The 22,284-nt window shown below is 68.1% G+C and carries 24 protein-coding genes; 7 read left to right on the top strand and 17 right to left on the bottom strand.

What is annotated here, in order from left to right; all coding sequences use genetic code 11:
- From E1261_RS26680 to E1261_RS26665, 4 genes are all read right to left on the bottom strand, one after another.
- On the bottom strand, nucleotides 1–453 hold a 453-nt coding region (locus tag E1261_RS26680; RefSeq protein ID WP_165952666.1), incomplete at its 3' end, for an aminotransferase class IV.
- Nucleotides 454–462: 9 nt separating this feature from the next.
- Nucleotides 463–1,794, bottom strand: a complete 1,332-nt coding sequence (pabB, locus tag E1261_RS26675; RefSeq protein ID WP_202875044.1) for an aminodeoxychorismate synthase component I — start codon at nucleotides 1,792–1,794, stop codon at nucleotides 463–465.
- A 57-nt stretch (nucleotides 1,795–1,851) separates the two neighbouring features.
- Nucleotides 1,852–2,628 carry a class I SAM-dependent methyltransferase gene (locus E1261_RS26670; RefSeq protein ID WP_132411154.1) on the bottom strand — a complete coding sequence of 259 codons (777 nt, stop codon included), beginning with the start codon at nucleotides 2,626–2,628 and terminating at the stop codon, nucleotides 1,852–1,854.
- A gap of 83 nt (nucleotides 2,629–2,711) precedes the next feature.
- Complete coding sequence (locus E1261_RS26665; RefSeq protein ID WP_132411152.1) at nucleotides 2,712–3,425, bottom strand: iron-dependent transcriptional repressor DtxR; 714 nt, start codon at nucleotides 3,423–3,425, stop codon at nucleotides 2,712–2,714.
- Between the two features lie 51 nt (nucleotides 3,426–3,476).
- Here E1261_RS26665 and E1261_RS26660 point away from each other — a divergent pair, with 51 nt between their 5' ends.
- Genes E1261_RS26660 through E1261_RS26645 form a run of 4 tightly spaced genes read left to right on the top strand, consistent with a single transcriptional unit; the run spans nucleotide 3,477 to nucleotide 7,145 of the window.
- Nucleotides 3,477–4,790, top strand: a complete 1,314-nt coding sequence (locus E1261_RS26660; RefSeq protein ID WP_132411150.1) for a cryptochrome/photolyase family protein — start codon at nucleotides 3,477–3,479, stop codon at nucleotides 4,788–4,790.
- Between the two features lie 56 nt (nucleotides 4,791–4,846).
- Nucleotides 4,847–5,239 carry a GntR family transcriptional regulator gene (locus E1261_RS26655; protein WP_165952665.1) on the top strand — a complete coding sequence of 131 codons (393 nt, stop codon included), beginning with the start codon at nucleotides 4,847–4,849 and terminating at the stop codon, nucleotides 5,237–5,239.
- A complete protein-coding gene (locus E1261_RS26650; RefSeq protein WP_132411146.1) occupies nucleotides 5,236–6,114 on the top strand; it encodes an ABC transporter ATP-binding protein in 879 nt (292 codons plus the stop codon). Before E1261_RS26655 ends, E1261_RS26650 begins: the two co-directional genes overlap by 4 nt.
- The gene (locus tag E1261_RS26645; RefSeq protein WP_132411144.1) at nucleotides 6,111–7,145 is read left to right on the top strand and encodes an ABC-2 transporter permease; all 1,035 of its coding nucleotides are present in this window, start codon (nucleotides 6,111–6,113) and stop codon (nucleotides 7,143–7,145) included. The genes E1261_RS26650 and E1261_RS26645 overlap by 4 nt, the downstream gene beginning before the upstream one ends.
- Here the strand turns inward: E1261_RS26645 and E1261_RS26640 are convergent.
- The 3 genes from E1261_RS26640 to E1261_RS26630 all read right to left on the bottom strand — a co-directional run bounded on the left by E1261_RS26640 (nucleotide 7,111) and on the right by E1261_RS26630 (nucleotide 9,538).
- On the bottom strand, nucleotides 7,111–8,433 hold the full coding sequence (locus E1261_RS26640) for an APC family permease (RefSeq protein ID WP_132411142.1): 1,323 nt from the start codon (nucleotides 8,431–8,433) through the stop codon (nucleotides 7,111–7,113). The genes E1261_RS26645 and E1261_RS26640 overlap by 35 nt on opposite strands.
- On the bottom strand, nucleotides 8,390–8,914 hold the full coding sequence (locus E1261_RS26635; protein WP_132411140.1) for a hypothetical protein: 525 nt from the start codon (nucleotides 8,912–8,914) through the stop codon (nucleotides 8,390–8,392). The genes E1261_RS26640 and E1261_RS26635 overlap by 44 nt, the downstream gene beginning before the upstream one ends.
- Nucleotides 8,915–8,986: 72 nt before the next feature.
- Nucleotides 8,987–9,538 carry a TetR/AcrR family transcriptional regulator gene (locus E1261_RS26630; RefSeq protein ID WP_132411138.1) on the bottom strand — a complete coding sequence of 184 codons (552 nt, stop codon included), beginning with the start codon at nucleotides 9,536–9,538 and terminating at the stop codon, nucleotides 8,987–8,989.
- Between the two features lie 118 nt (nucleotides 9,539–9,656).
- On the opposite strand from E1261_RS26630, the gene E1261_RS26625 reads away from it, so the two are divergent.
- A complete protein-coding gene (locus E1261_RS26625; RefSeq protein WP_132411136.1) occupies nucleotides 9,657–9,911 on the top strand; it encodes a hypothetical protein in 255 nt (84 codons plus the stop codon).
- Between the two features lie 153 nt (nucleotides 9,912–10,064).
- Here E1261_RS26625 and E1261_RS26620 read toward each other — a convergent pair whose 3' ends face one another.
- From E1261_RS26620 to E1261_RS26600, 5 genes are all read right to left on the bottom strand, one after another.
- Nucleotides 10,065–10,898, bottom strand: coding sequence for a class II fructose-bisphosphate aldolase (locus E1261_RS26620; RefSeq protein ID WP_132411134.1), 834 nt, complete (start codon nucleotides 10,896–10,898; stop codon nucleotides 10,065–10,067).
- A 10-nt stretch (nucleotides 10,899–10,908) separates the two neighbouring features.
- On the bottom strand, nucleotides 10,909–11,823 hold the full coding sequence (locus E1261_RS26615) for a 1-phosphofructokinase family hexose kinase (protein WP_132411132.1): 915 nt from the start codon (nucleotides 11,821–11,823) through the stop codon (nucleotides 10,909–10,911).
- Nucleotides 11,811–12,941 (bottom strand): N-acetylglucosamine-6-phosphate deacetylase, encoded by a 1,131-nt coding sequence (gene nagA / locus E1261_RS26610; RefSeq protein ID WP_132411130.1) that lies wholly within the window; start codon nucleotides 12,939–12,941, stop codon nucleotides 11,811–11,813. The genes E1261_RS26615 and nagA overlap by 13 nt, the downstream gene beginning before the upstream one ends.
- Nucleotides 12,938–13,873, bottom strand: coding sequence for an ROK family protein (locus E1261_RS26605; RefSeq protein ID WP_238176436.1), 936 nt, complete (start codon nucleotides 13,871–13,873; stop codon nucleotides 12,938–12,940). The genes nagA and E1261_RS26605 overlap by 4 nt, the downstream gene beginning before the upstream one ends.
- 87 nt (nucleotides 13,874–13,960) lie before the next feature.
- Nucleotides 13,961–14,587: a TetR family transcriptional regulator gene (locus E1261_RS26600; protein ID WP_132411128.1), complete on the bottom strand. Its 627-nt coding sequence runs from the start codon at nucleotides 14,585–14,587 to the stop codon at nucleotides 13,961–13,963.
- 762 nt (nucleotides 14,588–15,349) lie between these two features.
- On the opposite strand from E1261_RS26600, the gene E1261_RS26595 reads away from it, so the two are divergent.
- Nucleotides 15,350–16,060: a hotdog family protein gene (locus tag E1261_RS26595; protein WP_132411126.1), complete on the top strand. Its 711-nt coding sequence runs from the start codon at nucleotides 15,350–15,352 to the stop codon at nucleotides 16,058–16,060.
- On the opposite strand, the gene E1261_RS26590 is transcribed toward E1261_RS26595, so the two are convergent.
- From E1261_RS26590 to E1261_RS26575, 4 genes are all read right to left on the bottom strand, one after another.
- Nucleotides 16,057–16,698, bottom strand: a complete 642-nt coding sequence (locus tag E1261_RS26590) for a CGNR zinc finger domain-containing protein (RefSeq protein WP_132411124.1) — start codon at nucleotides 16,696–16,698, stop codon at nucleotides 16,057–16,059. The two genes, E1261_RS26595 and E1261_RS26590, sit on opposite strands and share 4 nt — an antisense overlap.
- A gap of 7 nt (nucleotides 16,699–16,705) precedes the next feature.
- The gene (locus E1261_RS26585; RefSeq protein WP_132411122.1) at nucleotides 16,706–17,656 is read right to left on the bottom strand and encodes an SPFH domain-containing protein; all 951 of its coding nucleotides are present in this window, start codon (nucleotides 17,654–17,656) and stop codon (nucleotides 16,706–16,708) included.
- Nucleotides 17,656–17,949, bottom strand: a complete 294-nt coding sequence (locus E1261_RS26580; protein WP_238176435.1) for a hypothetical protein — start codon at nucleotides 17,947–17,949, stop codon at nucleotides 17,656–17,658. The genes E1261_RS26585 and E1261_RS26580 overlap by 1 nt, the downstream gene beginning before the upstream one ends.
- 284 nt (nucleotides 17,950–18,233) lie before the next feature.
- Nucleotides 18,234–18,938: a TetR/AcrR family transcriptional regulator gene (locus tag E1261_RS26575; protein ID WP_132411118.1), complete on the bottom strand. Its 705-nt coding sequence runs from the start codon at nucleotides 18,936–18,938 to the stop codon at nucleotides 18,234–18,236.
- A gap of 104 nt (nucleotides 18,939–19,042) precedes the next feature.
- Between E1261_RS26575 and E1261_RS26570 the strand changes: the two genes are divergently transcribed.
- Nucleotides 19,043–21,232 (top strand): MMPL family transporter, encoded by a 2,190-nt coding sequence (locus E1261_RS26570; protein ID WP_132411116.1) that lies wholly within the window; start codon nucleotides 19,043–19,045, stop codon nucleotides 21,230–21,232.
- Here the strand turns inward: E1261_RS26570 and pdxH are convergent.
- Nucleotides 21,184–21,822 (bottom strand): pyridoxamine 5'-phosphate oxidase, encoded by a 639-nt coding sequence (gene pdxH / locus E1261_RS26565; RefSeq protein ID WP_238176434.1) that lies wholly within the window; start codon nucleotides 21,820–21,822, stop codon nucleotides 21,184–21,186. The genes E1261_RS26570 and pdxH overlap by 49 nt on opposite strands.
- Nucleotides 21,823–22,284 lie beyond the last annotated feature (462 nt).

Raw genomic sequence — 22,284 nt, 5'->3', positions numbered from 1 at the left:
GGGGCGGTCGGGGGGTGGGAAGCAGAGGGTTTCGTCTTCCCACCAGGCGATGGCCGAGTACGCCGCTTCCAGGACACTGCCGTCGCTGTCGAGGAGGATGATTTCGTCGGCTCGGTGCGGGGCGGCGTCCTTGAGTTTGCCCAGGAGTTCCAGGTCGGGGCCCTTGACGCGAGGGGCTGTTCGAGGGTCGGGACCTTCGTGGACGGCAACCCGGACCCGGCCGCCGGTGGTGGGGGCGGGGCGGCGCTGGACGGTGAGTTCGCCGGTGTCGTGGAGTTCGAAGCGGGGGAACCAGCGGCCGAAGCCCGGGAGGCGTCGTACTTGCTGCTCCCAGAAGGGGGCCGCGTCGACACCGACTGCCGCGCACGAGCCGACGAAACGGTCGCGGTGCAGGTCGAGACCCCGCACTGCGCCGTCGGTTACCAGGAACGAGTCCGCGACCTGCAATCCCATCTCCACCCCTTACCTGGCCCCGACCGTGGCCGTTGCCTTGAGCACCATTTCGTCGTACTCGGCGACCGGTTCGGAGTCGAGCACGATCGCTCCCCCGGCACCGATCACCGTCTCGTCCGGCGTCAGGACCGCCGTCCGGATCACCACGCTCAGGTCCGCCCGGCCGTCCACCGTCAGGTACCCGAGGGCGCCGGAGTAAACGCCGCGAGCGCTCGGCTCGAGTTCGTCGAGCAGCTCCATCGTGCGGATCTTCGGCGCCCCGGTCATCGACCCGGGCGGAAAACACGCCCGTACGGCGTCGACCGCGCTCACGTCGGATCGCAGCTGACCGCGAACCGTGGTGACCAGTTGATGCACCGTGCGGTAGCTCTCGACCTGCATCAACTGCGGCACCTGCACCGAACCGGGCCGACTGACCCGACCGAGGTCATTGCGGATCAGGTCGACGATCATCAGGTTCTCGGCGCGGGTCTTCTCGTCCTCGGCCAGCGCCTTCGCCGCGAGCTTGTCCTGGAACGGATCCAGATCGCGCGGCGCGGTCCCCTTGATCGGGCGGCACTCGGCCCACCCGTCCGCATCCACGGTCAGGAAGCGTTCCGGCGACGAGCTCGCCACGGCCAGATCGCCGTACCGGAGGAAGGCCGCGTACGGCGCTGGGTTCGCGGCGCGCTGCCAGCAGAAGAAACCGAACGGGTCCGGTACGGCGGGGAGCCGGACGCGGTTCGTCAGACAGACCTCGTACGTTTCGCCGGCCTCGAGCGCGGTCATGCAGCGCTCGATCGCGGCCAGGTACGACCGTCGGTCCAGCTCCAGATGGGCTTCGAGATCGAGGTCGGCGATCGCCGGCCGGACCACCCCCGTCATCGACCAGTCGGCGGCTGCCCGTTCGGCGCGATCGAGCCAAGCGTCCCCCGGGCCGACTGCCACCAGGAACGTCAGGTCCCGATCGTGGTCGATCACGATGAAGCGGTCCGCCCAGATCCACAACGCGTCCGGGGTCGAGGCGACATGGGCCGCCGTACCGCCGGTGAGTGACTTCAGCTCGTATCCGAAGTAACCGACGTACCCGCCGTTGAAGTAGCCGTCGAGGACCTCCGGCGGCTCACCTGTGTGCGACGCAAGAAGGCTCGCCAGCTCGGCGAAGACGTCACCGTCGGCGGCATCGCGGACCAGGACGTCGGAGCCGGTCCCGAGGACCGAGATCCGGCGCGCGGCGCGGTCGGTCAGGCTGCCGTCGAGCCAGAACGCGACCGGCTCGGCCGCCAGCAGCTCGCGGTAGACCGTCTCACCGTCGAGCGCCCGGTCCACGGTCCGCACGGACCAGCTCAGCGCAGCACCCACAGGCACACGCTACTTCCCCGCCGGGCGATGCCAGCGGGCAGATCAGCCTGGCAGTGTTTAACCGGTGAGGGCGACCTTCCCGCGCATGGCCGTGATCCGGCGGATCGGGATCGCGACCTCGAGGCCGTCCTTCGACTCGGCACGGTCCGCGAGCCACTCACTCGCGGTGTCCCGGCGGACGTCCGGCGTACCGGGCAGGTAGAGCGCGTTCACCAGCCGGCGCGCGTCGTCGGCGCCGCGGATCGTGTACACGTACCGCTCGCGCTGACTCTCCATGATGTCGAACCCAGCGTGCCGGAGCTTGTCCTTCAGCTCGGTGATCTCGCCACCGGCCGGGAACTGCGGGGTCGACCGCAGCCGCGTGGTCAGCCCGCTCAGCGTCCGGATGTCACCGCGCCGCAGCGGGCGGACGGCCGGGACGATCGCGGCCAGCACTCCCCCGCGGCGCAGAACCCGCGCGGCCTCGGCCAGTACGTCGGGGAGCGGCTGGAGCACCATCAGCCCCATCGAACACGTGACGACGTCGAAGACCTCGTTCGCGAACGGCAGGTGCAGGGCGTCGGCCTGGACCTTCGGACCGGGCGCCCCGGCGAGCTGGGCCGCGTTGTTGTCGACCCCGACCACCCAGCGCCCGTACAGCTCGCGGGCCACCGGCCCGTTGCCGCAGGCGAGGTCGAGGACGCGCCGGGCTTCGCCGGACACAGCTCGGACCAGCCATCGGTACGGCGTGTGGTCGCCGGCGGTGGCGCGGGACAGGAGGGCTTCGGTGCTGCCCGGGGCCGCGGTGTGGAACTCCCGCAGGTACTCCGGCCAGTCGATGACGTTTTCGGACATTTCAGCGAGACGGTACCCGCTGAGCACTCGTCGTACCGCATCGAGTGCTCAGCGTTAACGTTCCCTTGACTTCAGCCGAGTCCTCAGACCAGGCTGACGAAGATGTGACCGGCGGTCTCGTCGCTGATCACGCCACCGGCTTCACGGCTGCCGACCAGCACGCCCTCGGCGTCGAGGGCCGAGTCGACCTCGCGGCCCGGCAGCGCGCCGGCCTTGCGGAGCACCGACATCGCGTTGTCGTCGGTCTGCACCGGCTCGGCGATCCGCCGGACCAGCACCCGCACGCTCTGGCCGGTGGCCTGGTCGAGCACCTTGTCCAGCGGCTCGACGCCGATCCGGAAGTCCTCGATCCCGCTGGCCTGGCCGTCGGTGAGCAGCTCCTCCAGGCCCGGAATCGGGTTCCCGTACGGCGACTCGGTCGGGTTGTCGAGGATCTTCAGCAGCCGCAACTCGACCGCGTCACTCATCACGTGCTCCCAGCGGCAGGCCTCGGCGTGCACGTCCTCCCACTCGAGCCCGATCACGTCGACCAGCAGCCGCTCGGCCAGCCGGTGCTTCCGCATCACCCGGACGGCCTGCTTGCGACCGACAGCAGTGAGCTCGAGGTGCCGGTCACCCTCGACCGTGACCAGACCGTCACGCTCCATCCGCGCCACCGTCTGACTCACCGTCGGCCCGGACTGGTGCAACCGTTCGGCGATCCGCGCGCGCAGCGGCAGGATGCCTTCTTCCTCGAGTTCGTAGACGGTCCGCAGGTACATCTCCGTGGTATCGATCAGCTCGCTCACGACATCCATTGTCGCTTATGTGAGCAAGTCTTCCCGCATTGCCACGGGTACTGGCTCAGGATGCCGGATGTGACAGCAATGATGTGGTTCCGCCGCGACCTGCGATTGGGTGACAACCCGGCCCTGCTGGACGCCGTAAGTGCTGGTGACGGCCGGGTCCTCGGCGTGTTCGTGGTCGATCCGTTGCTCTGGAAGCGTTCTGGCGATCGGCGGCGTGAACACTTGGCCACCTCGTTACGGGGGCTCTCGGAGGCGATGGGTGGGCGGCTCGTTGTGCGGTCAGGTGATCCGGCGACAGTGATCCCAGCGCTGACGCATGAGGTTGGTGCTGTGAGTGTTCACATCAGTGCGGACTACGCGCCGTACGGGCAGGAACGCGACAAAGAAGTTGAAGCCGCATTGAACTGTCCGCTGGTCGCCACCGGTTCGCCGTACGCGATCGCTCCGGGCCGGATCGTCAACCAGCAGGACCGGCCGTACCAGGTGTTCACGCCGTACTTCCGCGCCTGGCTCGAGCACGGCTGGCGGCAACCGGTCGAAGCCCCGCAGGACGTGCAGTGGGTCAAGGCGGACAGCGAGGCCCTGCCGGAGGGTGCTGCCGCAGGCGAGGACGCCGCACGACAACACTGGCAGGCGTATCTCGATGACGTTGCACAGTACGACGACGTCCGCGACCGGCCCGATCTCGACGGCACCTCCCGGATGTCGATCCCGTTGAAGTACGGCGAGATCCACCCGCGAACGATGTTGGCCGACCTCGCCCGCAGACGCAGCGGCGGCGCAGAGTCGTACCGGCGGGAGCTTGCCTGGCGCGAGTTCTGCGCCGACCTGCTCGCCCGCAACCCGCAAGCAGCCTGGAAACCGTTACGCAGCGAGTTCGACAAGATGGCGTACGACGAACCTGGCGACCAACTCGCGGCCTGGCAGCAGGGGCGGACCGGCTACCCGTTCGTGGACGCCGGGATGCGGCAACTGGCAGCGTCGGGTTTCATGCACAACCGGGTCCGGATGGTCGTCGCGTCGTTCCTGGTGAAGGACCTTCACGTGCACTGGAAGTACGGCGCCCGCTGGTTCATGCAGTCGTTGCGGGACGGCGATCTCGCGTCGAACTCACTCAACTGGCAGTGGGTGGCCGGCTGCGGTGCGGACGCGTCGCCGTACTTCCGGATCTTCAACCCGGTCGGCCAGGGACTGAAGTTCGACCCGGACGGCGAGTACGTCCGCCGCTGGATCCCCGAACTGCGCGACCTCAACGGCAAGACCGCCCACGAACCCTGGAAGTACGGCGGCGCCGACGGCTACCCCGACCCGATCGTCGACCATGCCGAGGCCCGCCGGGAGGCGCTCCGGAGGTACGAGGCGATCAAGGCTTGACCGGCGCTTCATCGCTACCCCTATAGTACTAGGTAACTAGATGAATGGGGTTGGAGATGATCGAGTTCCATCTGGACGGGCGGTCGGGGGTGTCGCCGTACCAGCAGATCGTTCAGCAGGTGCGGAATGCGCTCCGGCTCGGCCTGCTGCGGGAGGGGGACCAGTTGCCGACCGTGAAGGATGTGGTCGCGGCGCTGGCGATCAACCCGAACACGGTGCTCAAGGCGTACCGCGAGCTTGAGCACGAGGGCCTCGTGCAGGCCAAGCCCGGTCGCGGCACCTTCGTGACGCGCACGCTGACCGACAACACGCTCGCCGCGCACGGTCCCCTCCGTCAGGACCTGCGGCGCTGGCTCACCAAGGCCCGCAAGGCCGGCCTGGACGACGAGAGCATCGAGGCGTTGTTCCTCACGACGTTTCGGTCCGCCTCTCAGGAGGGGGTCGCATGAACGCCGCCCTGCAAGCACACGGACTGGGGAAGAAGTACGGCCGCCGGTGGGCGCTGACTGACTGCGACCTCGAGGTCCCGTCCGGCCATGTCGTCGGACTCGTCGGGCCGAACGGCGCCGGCAAGAGCACGTTGCTCAACTTGTCGGTGGGGATGTTGTCACCGACCACCGGATCGGTCGAGGTGCTCGGCCAGCCGGCCGGAACCCAGCAGGCCAAGGTCGGGTACGTCGCTCAGGACACCCCGACCTACGCCCGGCTGAGCGTGGCCGACCACCTGCGACTCGGCGCGCACCTCAACCCGGAGTGGGACGATTCCCTAGCCCAGCAACGGATCCAGCGGCTCAGGCTGGATCCGAAGCAGCGCGCCGGGAAGCTGTCCGGCGGCCAGCGGGCGCAGCTCGCGTTGACGCTCGGCCTGGCCAAGCGTCCGGAGCTGCTGATCCTCGACGAACCGGTGGCCGCGCTCGATCCCTTGGCCCGGCGCGAGTTTCTCCAGGATCTGATGGAGGCAGTGGCCGAGCAGGAGCTCAGCGTCGTGCTGTCTTCACACCTCGTCTCCGATGTCGAGCGGTCGTGCGACTACCTGGTCGTGCTGGTCGATTCACGAGTGCAGGTCAACGGCGAGATCGACACCCTGCTGGCGACACACCACCGGCTCACCGGGCCCCGCCGTACGGCGAAGGAACTGCCCGGCGACCAGTACGTGGTGAACGAGAGCCACACCGATCGGCAGTCGTCCTTCCTGATCCGGACCGACCGGCCGATCCTCGACCCGTCATGGTCGGTCACCCAGCTCACGCTCGAGGACCTGGTGCTGGCCTACATGGGCCGCGAGGTTCAGTCCGAGCGTCCCGTTCTGGAGGTGCAGCGATGATCTGGCTGACCTGGCGGCAGTTCCGCGTCCAGTTCCTCGTGATCGCCTCGGTCGTGCTCGCGGCCGCCGTCCTGTACGCGGCGACCGGGCCCGGCCTGGCCGACGACTACCAGCGGTTCGCGGACAACTTCATCAAGAACCTCGCGTTCGCCCGGCTCAATCCCGTGCTCTACCAAGTCGGCCTGGCCCTCCTGTACGCCGTACCTCCGATCATCGGCGCTTTCTGGGGCGCACCGCTGATCGCGCGCGAACTGGAGACCGGGACGCATCGGCTCGTCTGGGGTCAGAGCATCTCGCGGTGGCGCTGGCTGGCCACGAAGGTCGGCGTCGGCGGGCTGGGCACGATCGTGGTCACCGGAGCGCTCAGCCTGGCCGTGACGTGGTGGTCCTCGCCGATCGACAAGGCGATCAACGCGGGCCAGGAGTCGAACTTCTACCTGCCGCGGATGTTCCCAGTGACGTTCTCCGGTCGCGGCCTGGTCCCGATCGGGTACGCCGTTTTCGCGTTCGCGCTCGGGGTCGCGATCGGCCTCGCGGTACGGCGTACTCTCGTCGCTCTCGCGGTCACGCTGGCCGTGGTGATCCTGGTGCAGATCCTCGCGCCGACGCTGATCCGGCCGCACCTGATGGCACCGACCGACCAGAACACCGTGGCGACCGCGGACAACCTGCGTGGCTTCATGATCAGCGGACCCGGTCCAGACGCGGAGATCAAACAGATCGAAGTGGGGATCAACGCCGTCGGCGGGTGGAAGCTGACCGACGAGACCGTCGACAAGTCCGGCAAGGTCGCCACCCTGCCCAAGTGGGTGATCGACTGCGAGCCGAACGGACCGAACGAGCGAGCGACCTCACCCAAAGCCGCAGCCTGCTTCCAGCGAATGGCCGACGAAGGCTACAGCCAGCACGTCCGCTACTTCACTGCCGACAAGTTCTGGGCTTTGCAGTGGCGCGAGTTCGGTCTGTTCCTGCTCCTCGCGTTCGGGCTGCTCGGCTTCACCTTCTGGCGGATCCGGCGCGACCTTTCCTGAGCTTTCGGACGAGAAGAGCCAAGCCCAGCAGTACGGCGGCCGCGACAGCTGAGCGCCAGGGCAAGGTGACCGCGAGTCCGAGGCAACCCAGCAGGCCGATCACGTTGATGGCTCGGGGCCAGCGACGCTGGTCGGCCGGCTGGGTGAACGCGGAGGCGTTGGCGATGGCGTAGTACAGGAGGACGCCGAACGAGGAGAAGCCGATCACGCCGCGAAGGTCGGTGGTGAGGACGAGGGCTCCGACGACGATCGCGAGTACGACCTCCGCCCGATGCGGCACCTGGTACCGCGGATGGACAGCAGCCAGCCAGCCCGGCAGATCGCGATTGCGGGCCATCGCCAGCGTCGTACGGCCGATGCCTGTGATGAGGGCGAGAAGTGCGCCCAGGCTCGCGAGCGCGGCACCGATCCGGACGATGGGTACCGCCCAAGCTGCGCCGACGGCATCGACCGCGGCGGCGAGTGGCGCCGTACTGGCTGCGGGGTCGACGACTCGCAGGAGCATCACGGCGACGAGCAGGTAGATGACGATGGCGATCGTCAATGCGATGGTGATCGCGCGGGGGATGGTGCGCTCGGGTTCGCGCACCTCCTCCCCCATCGTGGCGATCCGTGCGTAGCCGGCGAAGGCGAAGAACAGCAGGCCTGCCGCCTGAAGGACTCCGTGCACCGAGGTGTCCGTGATCGCGGGTAGGTCGTGGGAGGTGCCGCCGGTGCCGAGGAGCACCACGACGAGTGTCAGGACCGCGAGGCTGCAGGCGACGAGGATCTTGGTCAGCCGGGCCGTCCTGGTCACGCCGCGATAGTTGACCGCCGCCAGCGCGGCCACGGCCAGCAACGCGACCAGCCTTCGAGCCCAGCCATCGAGCGGTACGGCGTACGTGGCGAAGGTGAGCGTCATCGCGGCGCACGACGCGGTCTTGCCGATGACGAAACACCAGCCGGCCGCGAATCCCCACCACTCACCCAGCCGCTCCCGGCCGTAGACATAGGTGCCTCCGGCAACCGGATAGACCGCTGCGAGCTGAGCGGACGACACGGCGTTGCAGTAGGCAACGACCGCAGCGATCAGCAGCCCGATCAGCAGACCCGAGCCGGCCGCCTGCGCGGCCGGTTGCCAGACCACGAACACGCCGGCGCCGACCATCGAGCCGACTCCGATCGCGACCGCGTCGGTCAGGCCGAGGCGGCGCGCGAGTCCGGGCTGCGACTGGGGTGCGGGCTGCGACTGGGCTGTGGGCACGTCAGTCGCCCGCCGCCATCGCCGCGGCGATCTTCCGTTCGGCATCGGCCACGACCTCCTCGGGTGCTGCGGGCAGCAGGTCGGCCCACAGCGGAAGCATCTCCCGCCGCGCTTCCAGCATGCCCAGCGGCCTCGGGTAGAACCACACGTGGAAGTGCGAGGAGCCGTCGCCCCAGCGGTAGATGTGCACCCGGGCGATGTCCCCGAGGGCGAGGATCGCGCGCTCGACCCGCGCGACCACCGGGCCGTAGCTCGCGGCGAGCCGGTCCGGCAGGTCGGCGAAGGAGTCGTGGTGAGCACGAGTGGTCAGCCAGACGATGCCGGGGATCGTGACGTCGGTGGACCGGATCAGCGCCCAGTCGTCGTTGACCCACAGCGGCGGCCGGTGCTCGGACTGCTCGTAGTTCGCCAGCCAGTCGCACAGGCCACACGGGTCGCCACCGGGTTCGCCGACGCGCGGCGGCTCGGGGATCACGCGGGGCTGCGGTTCGCGGCGGATCAGGGGTTCGGCGTACGGAAGAGTCATGGCGGAGCCTCCAGACGGTGGTTTCCACCAGTGAAACATGGTCGTTGCAGTTTTTGCAACCGCCATGTTGCATCAGATGAGACCGCGGAGCACCAGGTCGACGGTCAGCCCGCGGACCCTGGCCCGGGACCAGTGATGGCGGCCCCGCATGTGCACGTAGGTGAAGGTGGCCGCGACCATCAGCACCTCGGCGACGTCACTGATCCGGCCATGCGGGTGCAGCGTCCCGTCCGCCTCGCCGTCGCGGAGGAACCGCTCGAAGGGGGCGATGAACGACACCGGGCCGCTGCGCGCCTGCTCCTGATGGAAGACCAGATCCGACGAAAGCATCAACGGCAGATGCCGGTCGATCACGTCGAACAAGGCTTCCAGCGTCCGGATCAGCCCTTCACGCCCGGTCCCGGAACCGGCCAGCACCGGCCACATCGTGTCCCGGTAGTCCTCGGCCAGGGCGTCCAGCAGCGAGTTGAGCAAGAGCTCGACGGTGAGCCCTTGCCGCCAGAGCGTGACGCGCGAGCGGCCCACCTTCTCGGCCACCCGTTCCAGCGTGACCCCGGACCAGCCGTGCTCGGCCAGTACGGCGATGGTCGCCGTACGGAGCGTCTCGTCCACCATCACGGTCATCCCGGCCGGCTCCTCGACTGCGCCTAGTGTGTGCCTGTTGTGTGCCAGTAGTGTGCGCTGTTGTGCAACACTACCGTTGCACGGCACCATGACTGTACCAAGCCGACGAGGAGTTGCCGTGACCACCAGAACCGACCTCACGCTCCAGCTCACCGACCAGGAGCGAACCGGCCTGACCGCCCTCGCAGCCGGCCTCCGCGCAGTCGCCGAATCCGACCTGACCGAGGAAGACGCCCTGGTCGCCGCCCTCGAGCTGGCCCTCACCCGCCTGATCGAAGACTTCGAGGTCCCGGCCCCCGACGTACGCGAGCAGGTCCACCGCGCCCGCGACGACCTCCGCGCCCACTGGATCCGCGGCAGCGCAACCCTCTAACCAGCTGCCCACCCCCGGCCATCCGCCCGGGTCGTCGCGTTGCACCCCGCCCACACGAACGGATATCAGCCCGTGTTGCCCCTTCTGAGCCCTCGCAAGGGGGCAGAACGGTCAACATCGACGGATATCAGGCCGTGTGATCCGGGGGCCGGGTCAGGCTTTGAGCAGGCCCAGGAGGCGGGTTACTTCGGCGGCTACTGCGGATCGGGCGGGGCCTAGGTATTTGCGGGTGTCGACCAGCGCCGGGTTGTCGGTGAGGGTTTGGCGGACCGAGGCGGTGAAGACGTTGTTGAGGTGGGTGGCGATGTTGACCTTGGTCATGCCGGCTTCGACGGCGCGGGTGAGGTCGGGGTCGGCTACGCCGGAGGAGCCGTGCAGGACGAGCGGTACGGCGACGGCTGCGTGCAGCTCGGCGATCAGGGCGAAGTCGAGGGTGGCGGTGCGCTCGGTCATGGCGTGGGAAGAACCGACGGCGACGGCGAGGGCGTCGACGCCGGTGGCTTCGGCGAAGGCGACTGCTTCGTCGGGGCGGGTGCGGGCGCCGGGGGCGTGCACGCCGTCCTTGCCGCCGACCTCGCCGATCTCGGCCTCGACGAAAACCCCGTGGTCGTGGCAGAACTTGGTCACCTCGGTGGTCGAGGCGACATTGTCGGCGTACTCGAGCTTCGAGGCGTCGTACATGACCGAGGTGAAGCCGAGCTGAACCGCCTCGGTGACGAGGTCGCGGTCCATCGCGTGGTCGAGGTGGACGACCACCGGGACCGTCGCGGCGGCCGCTGCCGCCAGGGTGGCAACGCCGATCGGCTTCAGCGCGCCGTGGTACTTGACCGCGTTCTCGCTGATCTGCAGCACGACCGGTGTTCCGGCCTGCTCGGCGCCGGCGATCAGCGCGGTGGCGTGCTCGAGCTGGATGACGTTGAACGCACCAACCCCACGACCCGCCTTGGCGGCGGCCAGCACAACCTCGGCTCCGGAAACCAACGGCATGAGTTCTCCCTTATTTTACAGTGACCTGAGGCTGCCACCGTCGATACGCAGCCAGGTCGATGTCTCCGGCAACGGGTGTCAGCACGGCAGCAGCGGAGGCCGCGACGGCAGACTTCAGTACGACGGACCAGTCGGGCTCGGGTGAATCCGCGACGGCGGCCGCGACGACCGCCGTACAGGCATCTCCGGCGCCGGTCGGGTTCCCGCTGACCCGCTCGACCGGGAGTGCACGCCAGACACCTTTGTTGCTGGCAGCAACCATTCCACGAGGGCCGTCGGTGACCACAGCGGCCTTCGCACCAAGCTCGACCAGCTGCCGCGCACCATCCTCAACCTCGGTGTCACCAACAGCTTCGCGCAGCTCGGCAGCGTTCGCGCGAACCACCGCACCCGCCTTAGCGGCCGCCAGCAGCGCATCTCCCCCGGCGTCAATGACAGTCAGTACGTCGTGATGCCGCGCGCGGACTGCGATTTCGGCGTACGCGTCGGCGGGCAGGCCGGGCGGAATACTGCCCGAACAAGCCAGCACACCAAGGCGTCCCCACGGCATCCGCTCACCAAAAGCGCGCCACTCATCGGCCGAGACCGACGGACCGGCCTCGTTGAAGATCGTCGCGTCACCGTCGACTCCGTTGACGATGGCAACGGTCCGCCGGGTCTCCCCCGCGATCGGCGTCAGCAACGCGGTCAGCCCGGCATCGAACAACTCGGCGGCGACCGCCTCACCAGTGACTCCACCGACAAAACCCAGCACCAGAACGGGATGCCCGAGCGTGGCTGCGACCCGGGCAACATTCACACCCTTGCCGCCAGCGCGCGACCGAATCGTACTGACCCGATGACTGCCACCAACCACCAACTCGGGGACCTCGTAGGTGACGTCCAACGCGAGGTTGAGCGTGACCGTGCCGACTAATCCAGCCATGCGCCGGCCCGCATCACCTTCTGGACGGAGTACTCGTCGTCCAGCAGCACCAGGTCGGCGCGACGGCCGGTCTCGATCGCACCGACGTCGTACCAGCCGAAGGTCTGGGCGGGGGTCGTCGAGGCCATCCGGGCCGCGTCGACGAGCGACGTACCGGCCTTGACGGCGTTGCGGAAGGCAACGTCCATGGTCAAGGTGCTGCCGGCGATCGAGTGCGGGGGCTTGGCGAGCGTGGCCAGACCATCCTTGACGTCGACCTCGAGGTTGCCGATCTTGTAGTGACCGTTCCCCATCCCGGTCGCCTCCATCGCGTCGGTGATCAGCGCGATCCGATGCACACCGGCCGCGGCCAGCGCGACCCGCACGACCTGCGGATCCAGGTGCATCCCATCGTTGATCACCTCGAGCAGCAACCGCTCATCGTTGATCGCGGCACCTACCGGACCCGGGTCGCGGTGATGGAACGGCCGCATCCCGTTGAAGAGATGCGTCGCAACCGTGGCGCCCGCGTCGGCACCGGCGATCATCTGCTCGTACGTCGCATCCGTGTGCCCGAGCGCAGCCACCGCACCGGCGTCGACGACCTGGCGGATCGCGTCCAGCCCGTGTTCGAGCTCCGGCGCGATCGTCACCATCCGTACGACGTCGCTCAGGACCTTGGTCACATCGTCCGCGACCGGGTCCCGCAGCAGCGTCGGCTCATGCGCACCGCAGCGCGCCTCGGAGAGGAACGGTCCTTCGAGGTGGACACCGTTGATGATGCCGTCGGTGACCAGGTCTGCCAGGCAGGCGGTCTGCGAGGCCAGCAGGTCCAGCGGTCCGGTGACCAGGCTGGCCATGGTGGTCGTCGTACCGTGCTTGGCGTGGAAGGCCGCGACCTTGCGCGCCTCCTCTGGGTCGGTCGTCGAGTACGACGATCCGCCGCCACCGTGGGTGTGGATGTCGACGAACCCAGGGACGACCGTCACGTCGCCGAGGTCCTCGGGGCGCTTGCCGTCGGCCGGCATCCCCTCGGACCGGCGGCCGTAGGCCAGGATGTCGGAGTCGACGACCTGGATCCAGGCACTCTCCAGAACGTCGTCCGGCGTGACGAGGCGGCCCACCCGATAGGTCGTCATTTCAGCTCCTCGATTCGATCCCAGGCGTAGAGCGCGGCGCCGAGGCAGCCGGCTTCCTCCCCCAGCACGGCGGCCACGATCTCGGGCTCGCGCTGGAACGTCAGGCGTGCGTGCACCCCGTCGCGCAGCGGCTGCAGCAGCGTCTCGCCGGCGCCGACCAGCCCGCCGCCGATCGCGATCCGGGTCGGCGCGACCAGGGTGGTGTAGAGGACGAGCGCATCGACGAGGACGTTCAGAGCGTCGTGCCAGACCTCAGCGGCGATCTCGTCACCGGCGGCGAGCAGCTCCAGCACCTCGCGGGAGCCGTCCACGATCCGGCCGGACCGAGCGGCGTACCGGCGGGCCAGTGCGGCCGCGGACGCAACGGTCTCGAGGCAACCCCACTGGCCGCAGGCGCAGAGCTCGGCGGCGTCGCCGTGGATGAAGCGGCTGTGACCGAGTTCACCGGCGTACCCGTCACCGCTGACGAGGCGACCGTCGATCACCATCGCGGCCGCGATCCCGGTACCGAGCGGCAGGAAGAGCGAATTGGTGGTCCCCTTCAACGCGCCCTGCCGGAGCTCGGCGTACCCACCGGCCCGGACATCGTGCGCAAGAACGACCGGTACGTCGTTGCCGACCGCGGCGACCAGCTCCGTGCGGACCGGTGTCGCGGCCCAGGCCAGGTTCTCGGCGACGACCGTGCCGGTCTCGGCGTCGATGATGCCGGGCACGACCACACCGATCGCACGGACCCGGTGACCGTCCGCAGTAGCCTTCTGGCCGAGTTCGACGACGGTCTCCAGCAGTGCGTCGAGCACGGCGCGGCCCCCGGCGGCCCGGGGAGTCGGCCTGGTCTCCCGGTGCAGCACGGCACCGTCGGCGGCGACCAGGCCGCACTTCATCCGGGTTCCACCGAGATCGACGGCAACCACGACTTCACTGGGGTCCACGGAGCGCCATTATGCAGCGTTACCCGGTAGTCCGAACATCCATGAACATTCTCCGGACAAAGCATCACTCCCTGTGGTCACTTGGTTTCAGGCGCGCAACCCCCGGTCGAACGCCGCCACCAGGAACGCGATCAGGTTCTCCGCGAGCTTTCCTGGGTCCTCCAGCTCCGCTCCACCAGGTGCCGGCGTGAGCGCCTGCGACTGGTGCAGCGCGAGCAGTCCGAGCATGTTCACGTACCCGAACGCGACCGCCTCGGGCGCCGAGTGCGGCAACGCCGTCCGGAGCGCCGCCAGATACCGCGCCTCGATCGGATCGGACTCGGCGACGTACAGCTCGCGAATCCGCTGACTCGGATCGAACGCGATCCGTCCGATGAACCGCGCCACCACCGCACCCCGCTCACCGCGGCGCAGGACCAGGTCCAGACCGGGCTCGACGAAGGCCCGGATCAGCTGCTCGGCCGACGGCGTACCGGCGGCCTCCAGTTGGTCCAGCCGACGCCGGCGCTCGGTGTTGACCGGCGCCATCGCGCGCGCCACCGCCGCCCGCAGCAAAGCCTCTTTCGAGCCGAAGTGGTAGTTGACAGCCGCGATGTTCGCCGCCGCGGCGACCGTGATCGCGCGCAGCGAAGTACCTTCGTATCCCCCTTCGCCGAACCGCTGCTCGGCGACATTGAGCAAACGTTCCCTGGTCGATTCGACCGGTGTCTCCACAGAGTTCTCCTTCCCCCCAGCCACCACTCGCGCAGGCACCCCACCTGCTCACGGGCCGTAGCCTGCAGTCAGCATAGTTCAAACGGTCGTTTGAATCAGAGGCCTCAGCACGTTCTTTTCCGAGAAATCCTCAGATATCTCTGAAATCCTTTTCCTTCCCACCACTCCCCCACCTCACACCTGCCACAGCCAACGGACTACGGAGTCTCCGAAGTCCGCTTGAAATACCTGTTCGACCCAACTCATTCCCCCGACCTTGAGCACCGATCAGTCACCCAAAGCCACCAACCATGACCAACCGGTGCCCAAAGTGGAATCGAGATCGCCTTGAGCACGGCTCGGTCATCCGGGGGCCCAGATCGTGGTCGATGGGTGCCCAAAGTCCCGCCCCGGCACCTTGAGCACGGCTCGGTCATCCGCGGAGCCGAATCGTGGTCGATGGGTGCCCAAGGTCGGGCTGGGTCGCACCTTGAGCACGGATCAGTCGTTCAGGAGCGCCGAGCGTGGTCGATGGGTGCCCAACGTCCCGCCCGGGCACCTTGAGCACGGCTCGGTCATCCGCGGAGCCGAATCGTGGTTGAGGGGTGCCCAAGGTGGGGCTGGGTCGCACCTTGAGCACGGATCAGTCACCCGCACGCGCCGAGCGTGGTTGATGGGTGCTCAAAGTCGCGCCTGGGCACCTTGGGCACGGATCGGTCATTCGGGAGGCCGGATCGTGGTTGATGGGTGCTCAAGGTGGTGGTGGGGTTAGGGTCGGTGGCCATGGGTTTGGTGCGGATTGAGGGGCGGTTTCGGGGGCCGGCTCGGTCGGGGAACGGTGGGTATGTCGCGGGAATTGCCGGTACGGCGCTCGCCGGGGTGCTCGCAGATGAGCTGGTACCGCAGGTGACGCTGCGCGTTCCGCCGCCGATGGAGATCGACCTCGAACTCGACGTGAGCCCCGAGGGCGCGCAGTTGCGGAACGGCGAGCAGTTGGTGGCGGGCGCCGTACCGGTTGCGGCGGAGTTTCTGGCGGACGCGACGGTGGAGCCGGTGTCCTTCGAGGAGGCGCGGAAGGCGGAGGCGGGGTATCGCGGGCTGGCGAAGCATCCGTTCCCGGGGTGCTTCGTCTGCGGACCGGAGAACCCGAGCGGTCTGCAGCTCAAGCCGGGTCCGCTGGGCGACGGCCGGACGGCGTGCACGTGGACGCCTGCGGCTGATCTGGCGAGCGACCCGGTGTTCTTGTGGGCCGCACTGGACTGTCCGAGCGGGTGGGCGATCGATCTGGAGGGCCGGCCGTCGGTGCTCGGCCAGCTCACCGCGTGTGTCGACGCGCAGCCGCAGCCCGGTGAGGAGTGCGTGGTGCTCGGACAGCTGCTCGGGATGGACGGTCGCAAGACGCTGACCGCCAGCACGCTCTACGACTCCGACGGCCGGGTTCTGGCCCGTGCGCGGGCCACCTGGATCTTGGTGGACCCAGCGCTGTTCAACTAGCGAGTGCGGGCCGCGTGGGCCCTGACCTTGGCGCGGTTGCCGCAGGTCGCCATCGAGCACCAACGGCGACGCCCGCGCGAATCGAGGAACAACCAGCCGCAGCCAGGACACGTCCGCACATGAGCCCACTCCGGGCCGGCGAGGAGTTCGGCGGCCAACAGCGCCAGCTGGTCGAGCGGCCGGGCCAGATCCTCCGGCAGCTCCCAGGTCGCACTGCCCTCCGCGCGGAGCGCGTCCGTGGATGGAGTTTCGGTGCGGACGAACTGGCGGCGGCCGGACGCCCGCTCGATCACCCGAGCCACGGCCTCGAACGGTCCGTCGGTCTCATCCGCCCGCCCGGTCAGTACGTCGTACAGGTCGATCCGGAAGTCCAAGGTCGCGGTCAGCCGGCGGGCCGCTTCGGTCGGGCGGCCGCCGGCTTGTTCGATCAGCCGGAAGACCGCCGCCGGTGACAGCAGGCCGACGGCGGAGTTCCAGATCAGAAAGGCCTCGTACGACGTCAGCCACTCGGTCCGGGCGGGGCCACGGGTGGTCCACTCGGACCGGGTGTTGACGAAGTCGAGCACCGGATGCGCGCCGACCGGCTTGGGCAGGACGACGCCCTGCACAAGCTCGAGGTGCGACGGCAGCGCGCTCATGATCGGATCAGCGGTCCGCGGGGACGGTCGCCGTACCGGTCGGGACGCTGACCGGGGTGCCCTGCGGGATGACCATGAACTGGATCTTGCCCGATTCGATGGCCGTCTTCAGCAGGTAGCCCTGCGCGCCCAGCATTGCGACCTGCTGCTTGACCGACTGCAACTCGACGTTGACGCGCTGGTTGGTCTGCTCCTGGGTGGCCTTGGCCAGCTCGGCGCGCTGCTTGGCCTCGAGGCCGTCGATGATGCCCTTGTCCAGCGGGGTCGGCTTCTGCACCGTGAAGGACAGCTCGCCACAGCCGTTGTTGCCGTTGTAGGCCGGGCCACAGAAGTAGTCACCACCGACAGCGGCCGGCAGCAGCCGGGTGAACTCCTTCGACGCGGCGGTCTGGAACTCGGCCTTCTTCGCCTCGTTGTTGTACAGCTCGGCCCAGACGTAGTTGGTCGCGACCGCGGACAGCGCCCGGTCGATCTGCGGCCGGAAGTAGGACTGGAGCATGTCGTTCCAGCCGCGGTCGGTGTAGGCGTCCGTCTTCAGGCCGATCCGCTCGTGGAAGGACTTGATCGTGTCCTCGGTCCGGTTCAGCGTGAAGTAGACCTGGACCCGGACGCCGAGCCGCACGTTGTCCTTGCTGACCACGGTCACCTCGTCGCCGGCGTCGGTGTCCGCCCCGGCGCCGCCGATGATGTACGAACGCTGGTCGATCGGGTAGGCGTAGACCTCGTCCCCCGGACCGATCAGCTTGTTCGTCGAACCCGGCGGGACGATCGACTTGAACTTCTTGTCCTCGACCACGCCACCGCCGTAGTGCAGACCGATCTTGTTCGCGTCGGTGTCGGCGAAGTTGAAGATGTTGAACAGCACGATGATCACGATGACCGTGACGATCCCGCCGCCGATCAGCTTCCCTTTGACCCCGCCACCCGACTTGACCGCGGTGGTCCCCAGCTTTGCCATCAGTCCTCTAGCTCCTTGCGTTCCACCAGTCGCCGAACGTCGGCGAGGGTCAGGTCGGCGGTGACCGCGACATCGCGCGGCACCGACGGATGCGAGCTGAGCGTACGCAAACCCTGCTCCGCAGCCGAAACCGCCCGCTCGAGTGCCCTGACCTCATGCAGTAACGCCCGATGCTCGGCGTTCATCTCGGCCAGGGCGCGCTCAGCCTGGGCGGCCCGCCGGTACGACGCCCACGCGAACCAGCCGGTTCCGATCAGGAGCAGGATGACGGGCAGACCGAGTCTGAGGACCATGCGCCAGATTCTCGTTCATCCGTCAGCGAAAAGCAGTTGAACGGGCAACGCGCGCGACGTAGATTTTCGGTACACGCGAAGGGAGGTGGTCCTAAGAATGATTTCTTACCGGACTCGTGAGGTGGCGGCGGGCTGACCGCCAACCACTAGCTTTTGGGCAAGTGGTCGGCCAATCCAACGCCGCCACCGGACCCGCGGGTAGTCAGGTAGTCCGCCTGACCCTGGACCACTGCCATCCGGCTGTGGCCTGGAAGCGCCCGCGGGTTTCTTACTTTTCGACACAGTTACTCGGGTGCCGGGCAGTCGAGCCCCATCGCGAGGCCGATCTCGTAGAGCTGGGCCTCGAAGTACGCTGCCGCATCGGGCAGCACCCAGTGCAACTGGCCGAAAACCTCCATACAGATCAGGCCGTAGAGCCGCGTCCAGTAGGTCAGGCCCAGGTAGATCGCACCCGGCGGCATGCCGTGGAAGTGCGCGGCCTCATCGCTGAGCTGGGCAACGAGTTTGGTGCCGAGTACGTCGTCCGCCGGGTACGGGAACGGTTTCTCGTGCCAGATCTGGGCCACCAGCTCCTTGAACAGCGCCCCGAACCGCATCGCGGCCTGGTGACCAGGGGTGTCGTCGTGCCCCTCAGCATCCGGATTGGGGATCGTCGTACCGAACAACAGCGCGAACTCGGCCGGCTGCGCCAGCGCCCAGTCCCGCAGGCCGTTCGCCAGCAGGTAGAGCTGCGCGCCGAGATCGCCTTCGCTCTCACAACCGAGCTCCATCAGCGCGGTCGTGAGTTCGTCGTACAGGTCGGCGATCAACTCGGTGATGAGAGCTTCGTGGCTCGGGAAGTAGCGGTACAGCGCGGGCGCGGTGAGGTTGACCTCGCGGGCGACCGCACGCAGACCGATCGCCGCGACGCCGCCACTGACGAGCAGCCGGCGCGCGGCCCGCTTGATCTCGGCCAGCATCGCCGCCCGCGTCTCGTCACGCCGGTTCATCCACACACTCCTTGACACGGTCGAATCCTGAGTGAACACTGTTAACAGTGAACGCTGTTCACTCAATACTTTCGCCTGAACTTTACGCCCTTCGGGAGAGTTTCGTGTTCGAGACGCTCGGTCATTTCAGCTATCGGCGGCGCCGTCTGGTCCTCGCCCTGACCACCGCCTTCATCGCCTTGGGGGTGGTCTGGGGCACCGGGGTGTTCGGGTCGCTGGCGAACGGCGGCTTCGACGCCCCGGACACCGAGGCAGCGCATGCCGTCGCCACGATCGAGCAGAACGTCGGCCGCACCGGCACCGACGTGATCGTGCTCTACCGCAGCTCGGATCAGACTGTCGCCGACCCCGGATTCCGGTCCGCGGTCGAGCAGGATCTGGCCGAGCTGCCGAATAACGACGTACTGCGGGCGACGACGTACTGGAGCACCAAGTCGCCCGTGTTCGCGTCGAAGGATCAGCACAGCACGTACGCCGTACTGACGTTGGCCGGCGCGACTCCGGAGGAGCGGCTGGAGACGTTCCACCGGATCGCCGATCAGGTGCGGAGCGGACCGGCCGGGCTGGACACCAAGGTGGGCGGCGAGATCGCGGTCTTCGACGAGGTGAACACGCAGACCGAGCAGGACATCGTGCGGGCCGAGACGATCTCGATGCCGATCGTGCTGGTGCTGCTGGTGGTCGTGTTCGGTGGCCTGGTCGCCGCGTCACTGCCGTTGTTCGTTGGTGCGCTGGCGATCCTGGGCGCGTTCGTGCTGCTGCGCGGGTTGTCCGCGGTCACTGATGTGTCGATCTTCTCGATCAACATCGTCACGATGATCGGGCTCGGGCTCGCGATCGACTACGCGCTGTTCATCGTCACCCGGTTCCGCGAAGAACTTGCCCAAGGCAATGACGTCGAGACGGCACTGACCACGACGATGGCCACGGCCGGGCGGACCGTCGCCTTCTCCGGCGTCACCGTCGGGGTCGCGATCGCCAGCCTGGCGTTGTTCCCAGTGATGTTCCTGCGTTCGATGGCGTACGGCGGGGTCGCAGCGGTCGCGGTCGCGATGGTCGCTGCGCTCACCGCGTTGCCCGCATTGCTGGCTGTGCTGGGACACCGCGTGAACAACCTGCAGGTGCCGTTCCTGCGTCGGCGGTCGACCGCGGCCGATCACCACGGAGCGTGGTACCGGCTCGCGCACAGCGTGATGCGGCGGCCGGTGCGTTACGTGCTGGTGCTCGTCCCGCTGCTGCTTGTGCTCGGAGTCCCTTTCCTGCAAGCACAATTGGGTGGGGTCGACCACCGGGCACTGCCGTCCGGTGCCACGGCGCGAACGGTGACTGAAACCCTGCAGAGCGACTTCGCCGGGGCCGGCGGATCGGACGTCTTCGTCGCAGTTCGTTTCGACCAGGCTCCGACCGATCCGTCCGCAGCCCTGCAGCCTTATGTGGCGAAGCTGACCCAGATCGCGGAGGTCGACGACGTCCGGGTCGGTGGGTTCAAGAACGGTGTCGCGGAAGTGGTTGTGCACACGCATTACACGGCGCAGGAACTGCCTGCGCGTGATGTCGTCCACGCGGTCCGGGGCGTGGCGCCGCCGGCCGGGACGACCGCCGAAGTCGGTGGCGAGACAGCCACGCTGATCGATCTGCTCGACGTGCTGGCGGAGCGAGCGCCGTACATGGGCGGGTTCGTCATCCTGGTCACGTTCCTGCTGCTGTTCCTTGCCTTCGGCTCCTTTGTGCTGCCATTGAAGGCGCTGGTGATGAACGTGTTGTCGCTGTCGGCGGCGTTCGGCGCGATGGTGTGGATCTTCCAGGACGGTCACCTGTCCGGGTTCCTGGACTTCACGCCGGCCGGGTTCCTGGATGCGACGAACCCGGTGCTGTTGTTCGCGGTGCTGTTCGGGTTGTCGATGGACTACGAGGTGTTCCTGCTCAGCCGGATCCGCGAGGAGTACGACCGGACCGGGGACAACACCCAGGCGGTCGCGCTCGGGCTGCAGCGTACGGGTGGGATCATCACCAGCGCTGCGTTGCTGCTGGTGATCGTGGTCGCGGCGTTCTCGACCTCGGGGATCGTGTTCGTGAAGATGATCGGGGTCGGGCTGGTGATCGCGATCGCTTTGGACGCGACGATCGTGCGGGCGCTGCTCGTGCCGGCGACGATGCGGTTGCTGGGTCGCGCCAACTGGTGGGCTCCGGGGCCGCTGGTCCGCTGGTGGGAGAAGCACGGCATCCGCGAATCGCCCGCGCCCCCTCAGGGTTGGAGCCGGACGAGCTCCCAAGAAGACCTGGTACGGCGGTAGGCCAGGCGGTCGTGCAGGCGACCGACCCGGCCCTGCCAGAACTCGAACGCCTGCGGCTCGACCCGGTATCCACCCCAGAAGTACGGGGTCGCGATCTCGGTGCCTTCGGGCCACTGGCGCTCGTACGACGCGTACTGCAGATCCAGCTCGGCCCGGGATTCCACCGGCTGGCTCTGCTGCGACGCCCAGGCCCCGAGCTGGGACTCGCGGGGACGGGCAGCGAAGTAGGCGTCGACCTCGTCGGTGGGGAGCTTGCTGACGGTGCCCTCGATCCGCACCTGCCGCTCCATCGCGTGCCACGGGAAGACGAGGGCGCAGTGCGGATTCGCGGCTAGGTCGTCAGCCTTGCGGGACTGCTGATTGGTGTAGAACACGAGGCCCCGCTCATCGAGCCCTTTCAGCAGCACGGTCCGCGCGGATGGGCGGCCGTCGGCATCGGCGGTCGCCAGCACCATCGCGTTCGGCTCAGCGATCCCAGCCTCGGTCGCCTGCGCGAGCCAGACCCCGAACTGCACGATCGGATCCGCATCAAGCTGATCCTCGAGCAGCTCGCCCAGCCCATACGTCCGCCGCATCTCACCCAGATCCACGCCCTCGACATTACTGCGCCCTCGCCCCACCGCACCCGACGCCCGGTACGACGCGGACCGCCATCACCCACCAACTTCGTTCGGCCGGCCCGGTTCACGCTCAGCACGTCCTGCCCGAAGCGCTCGGAGCAGGGTTACTGGGTGGTGCACGTCCGCCCAGCACGCCCCCGCCCCACCATCCACCTTGAGCACAGCTCAACCATCTGAACGCGGCGCGCATGGTCGATGGGTGCTCAAGGTGGACCGGCCACGCGACCTTGGGCACGGTTCGACCGTCCGGACGGCGGGCGCATGGTCGAGGGGTGCTCAAGGTGGACCGGCCGCCGACCTTGAGCACGGTTCGACCGTCTGAACGCGGCTTACGTGGTTGAGGGGGCTCAAGGTGGGCCGGACGGGTGGCCTTGGTCGCGGCTCGACCGTTTGGACGGGGGGCACGTGGTTGAGGGGTGCTCAAGGTGGAGC

The sequence above is a fragment of the Kribbella albertanoniae genome (assembly GCF_004348455.1).
Classification (GTDB): Bacteria; Actinomycetota; Actinomycetes; order Propionibacteriales; family Kribbellaceae; genus Kribbella; species Kribbella albertanoniae.
The sequence above is the reverse complement of the archived record's forward strand: the minus strand, read 5'-3'. Positions and strand labels throughout refer to the sequence as shown.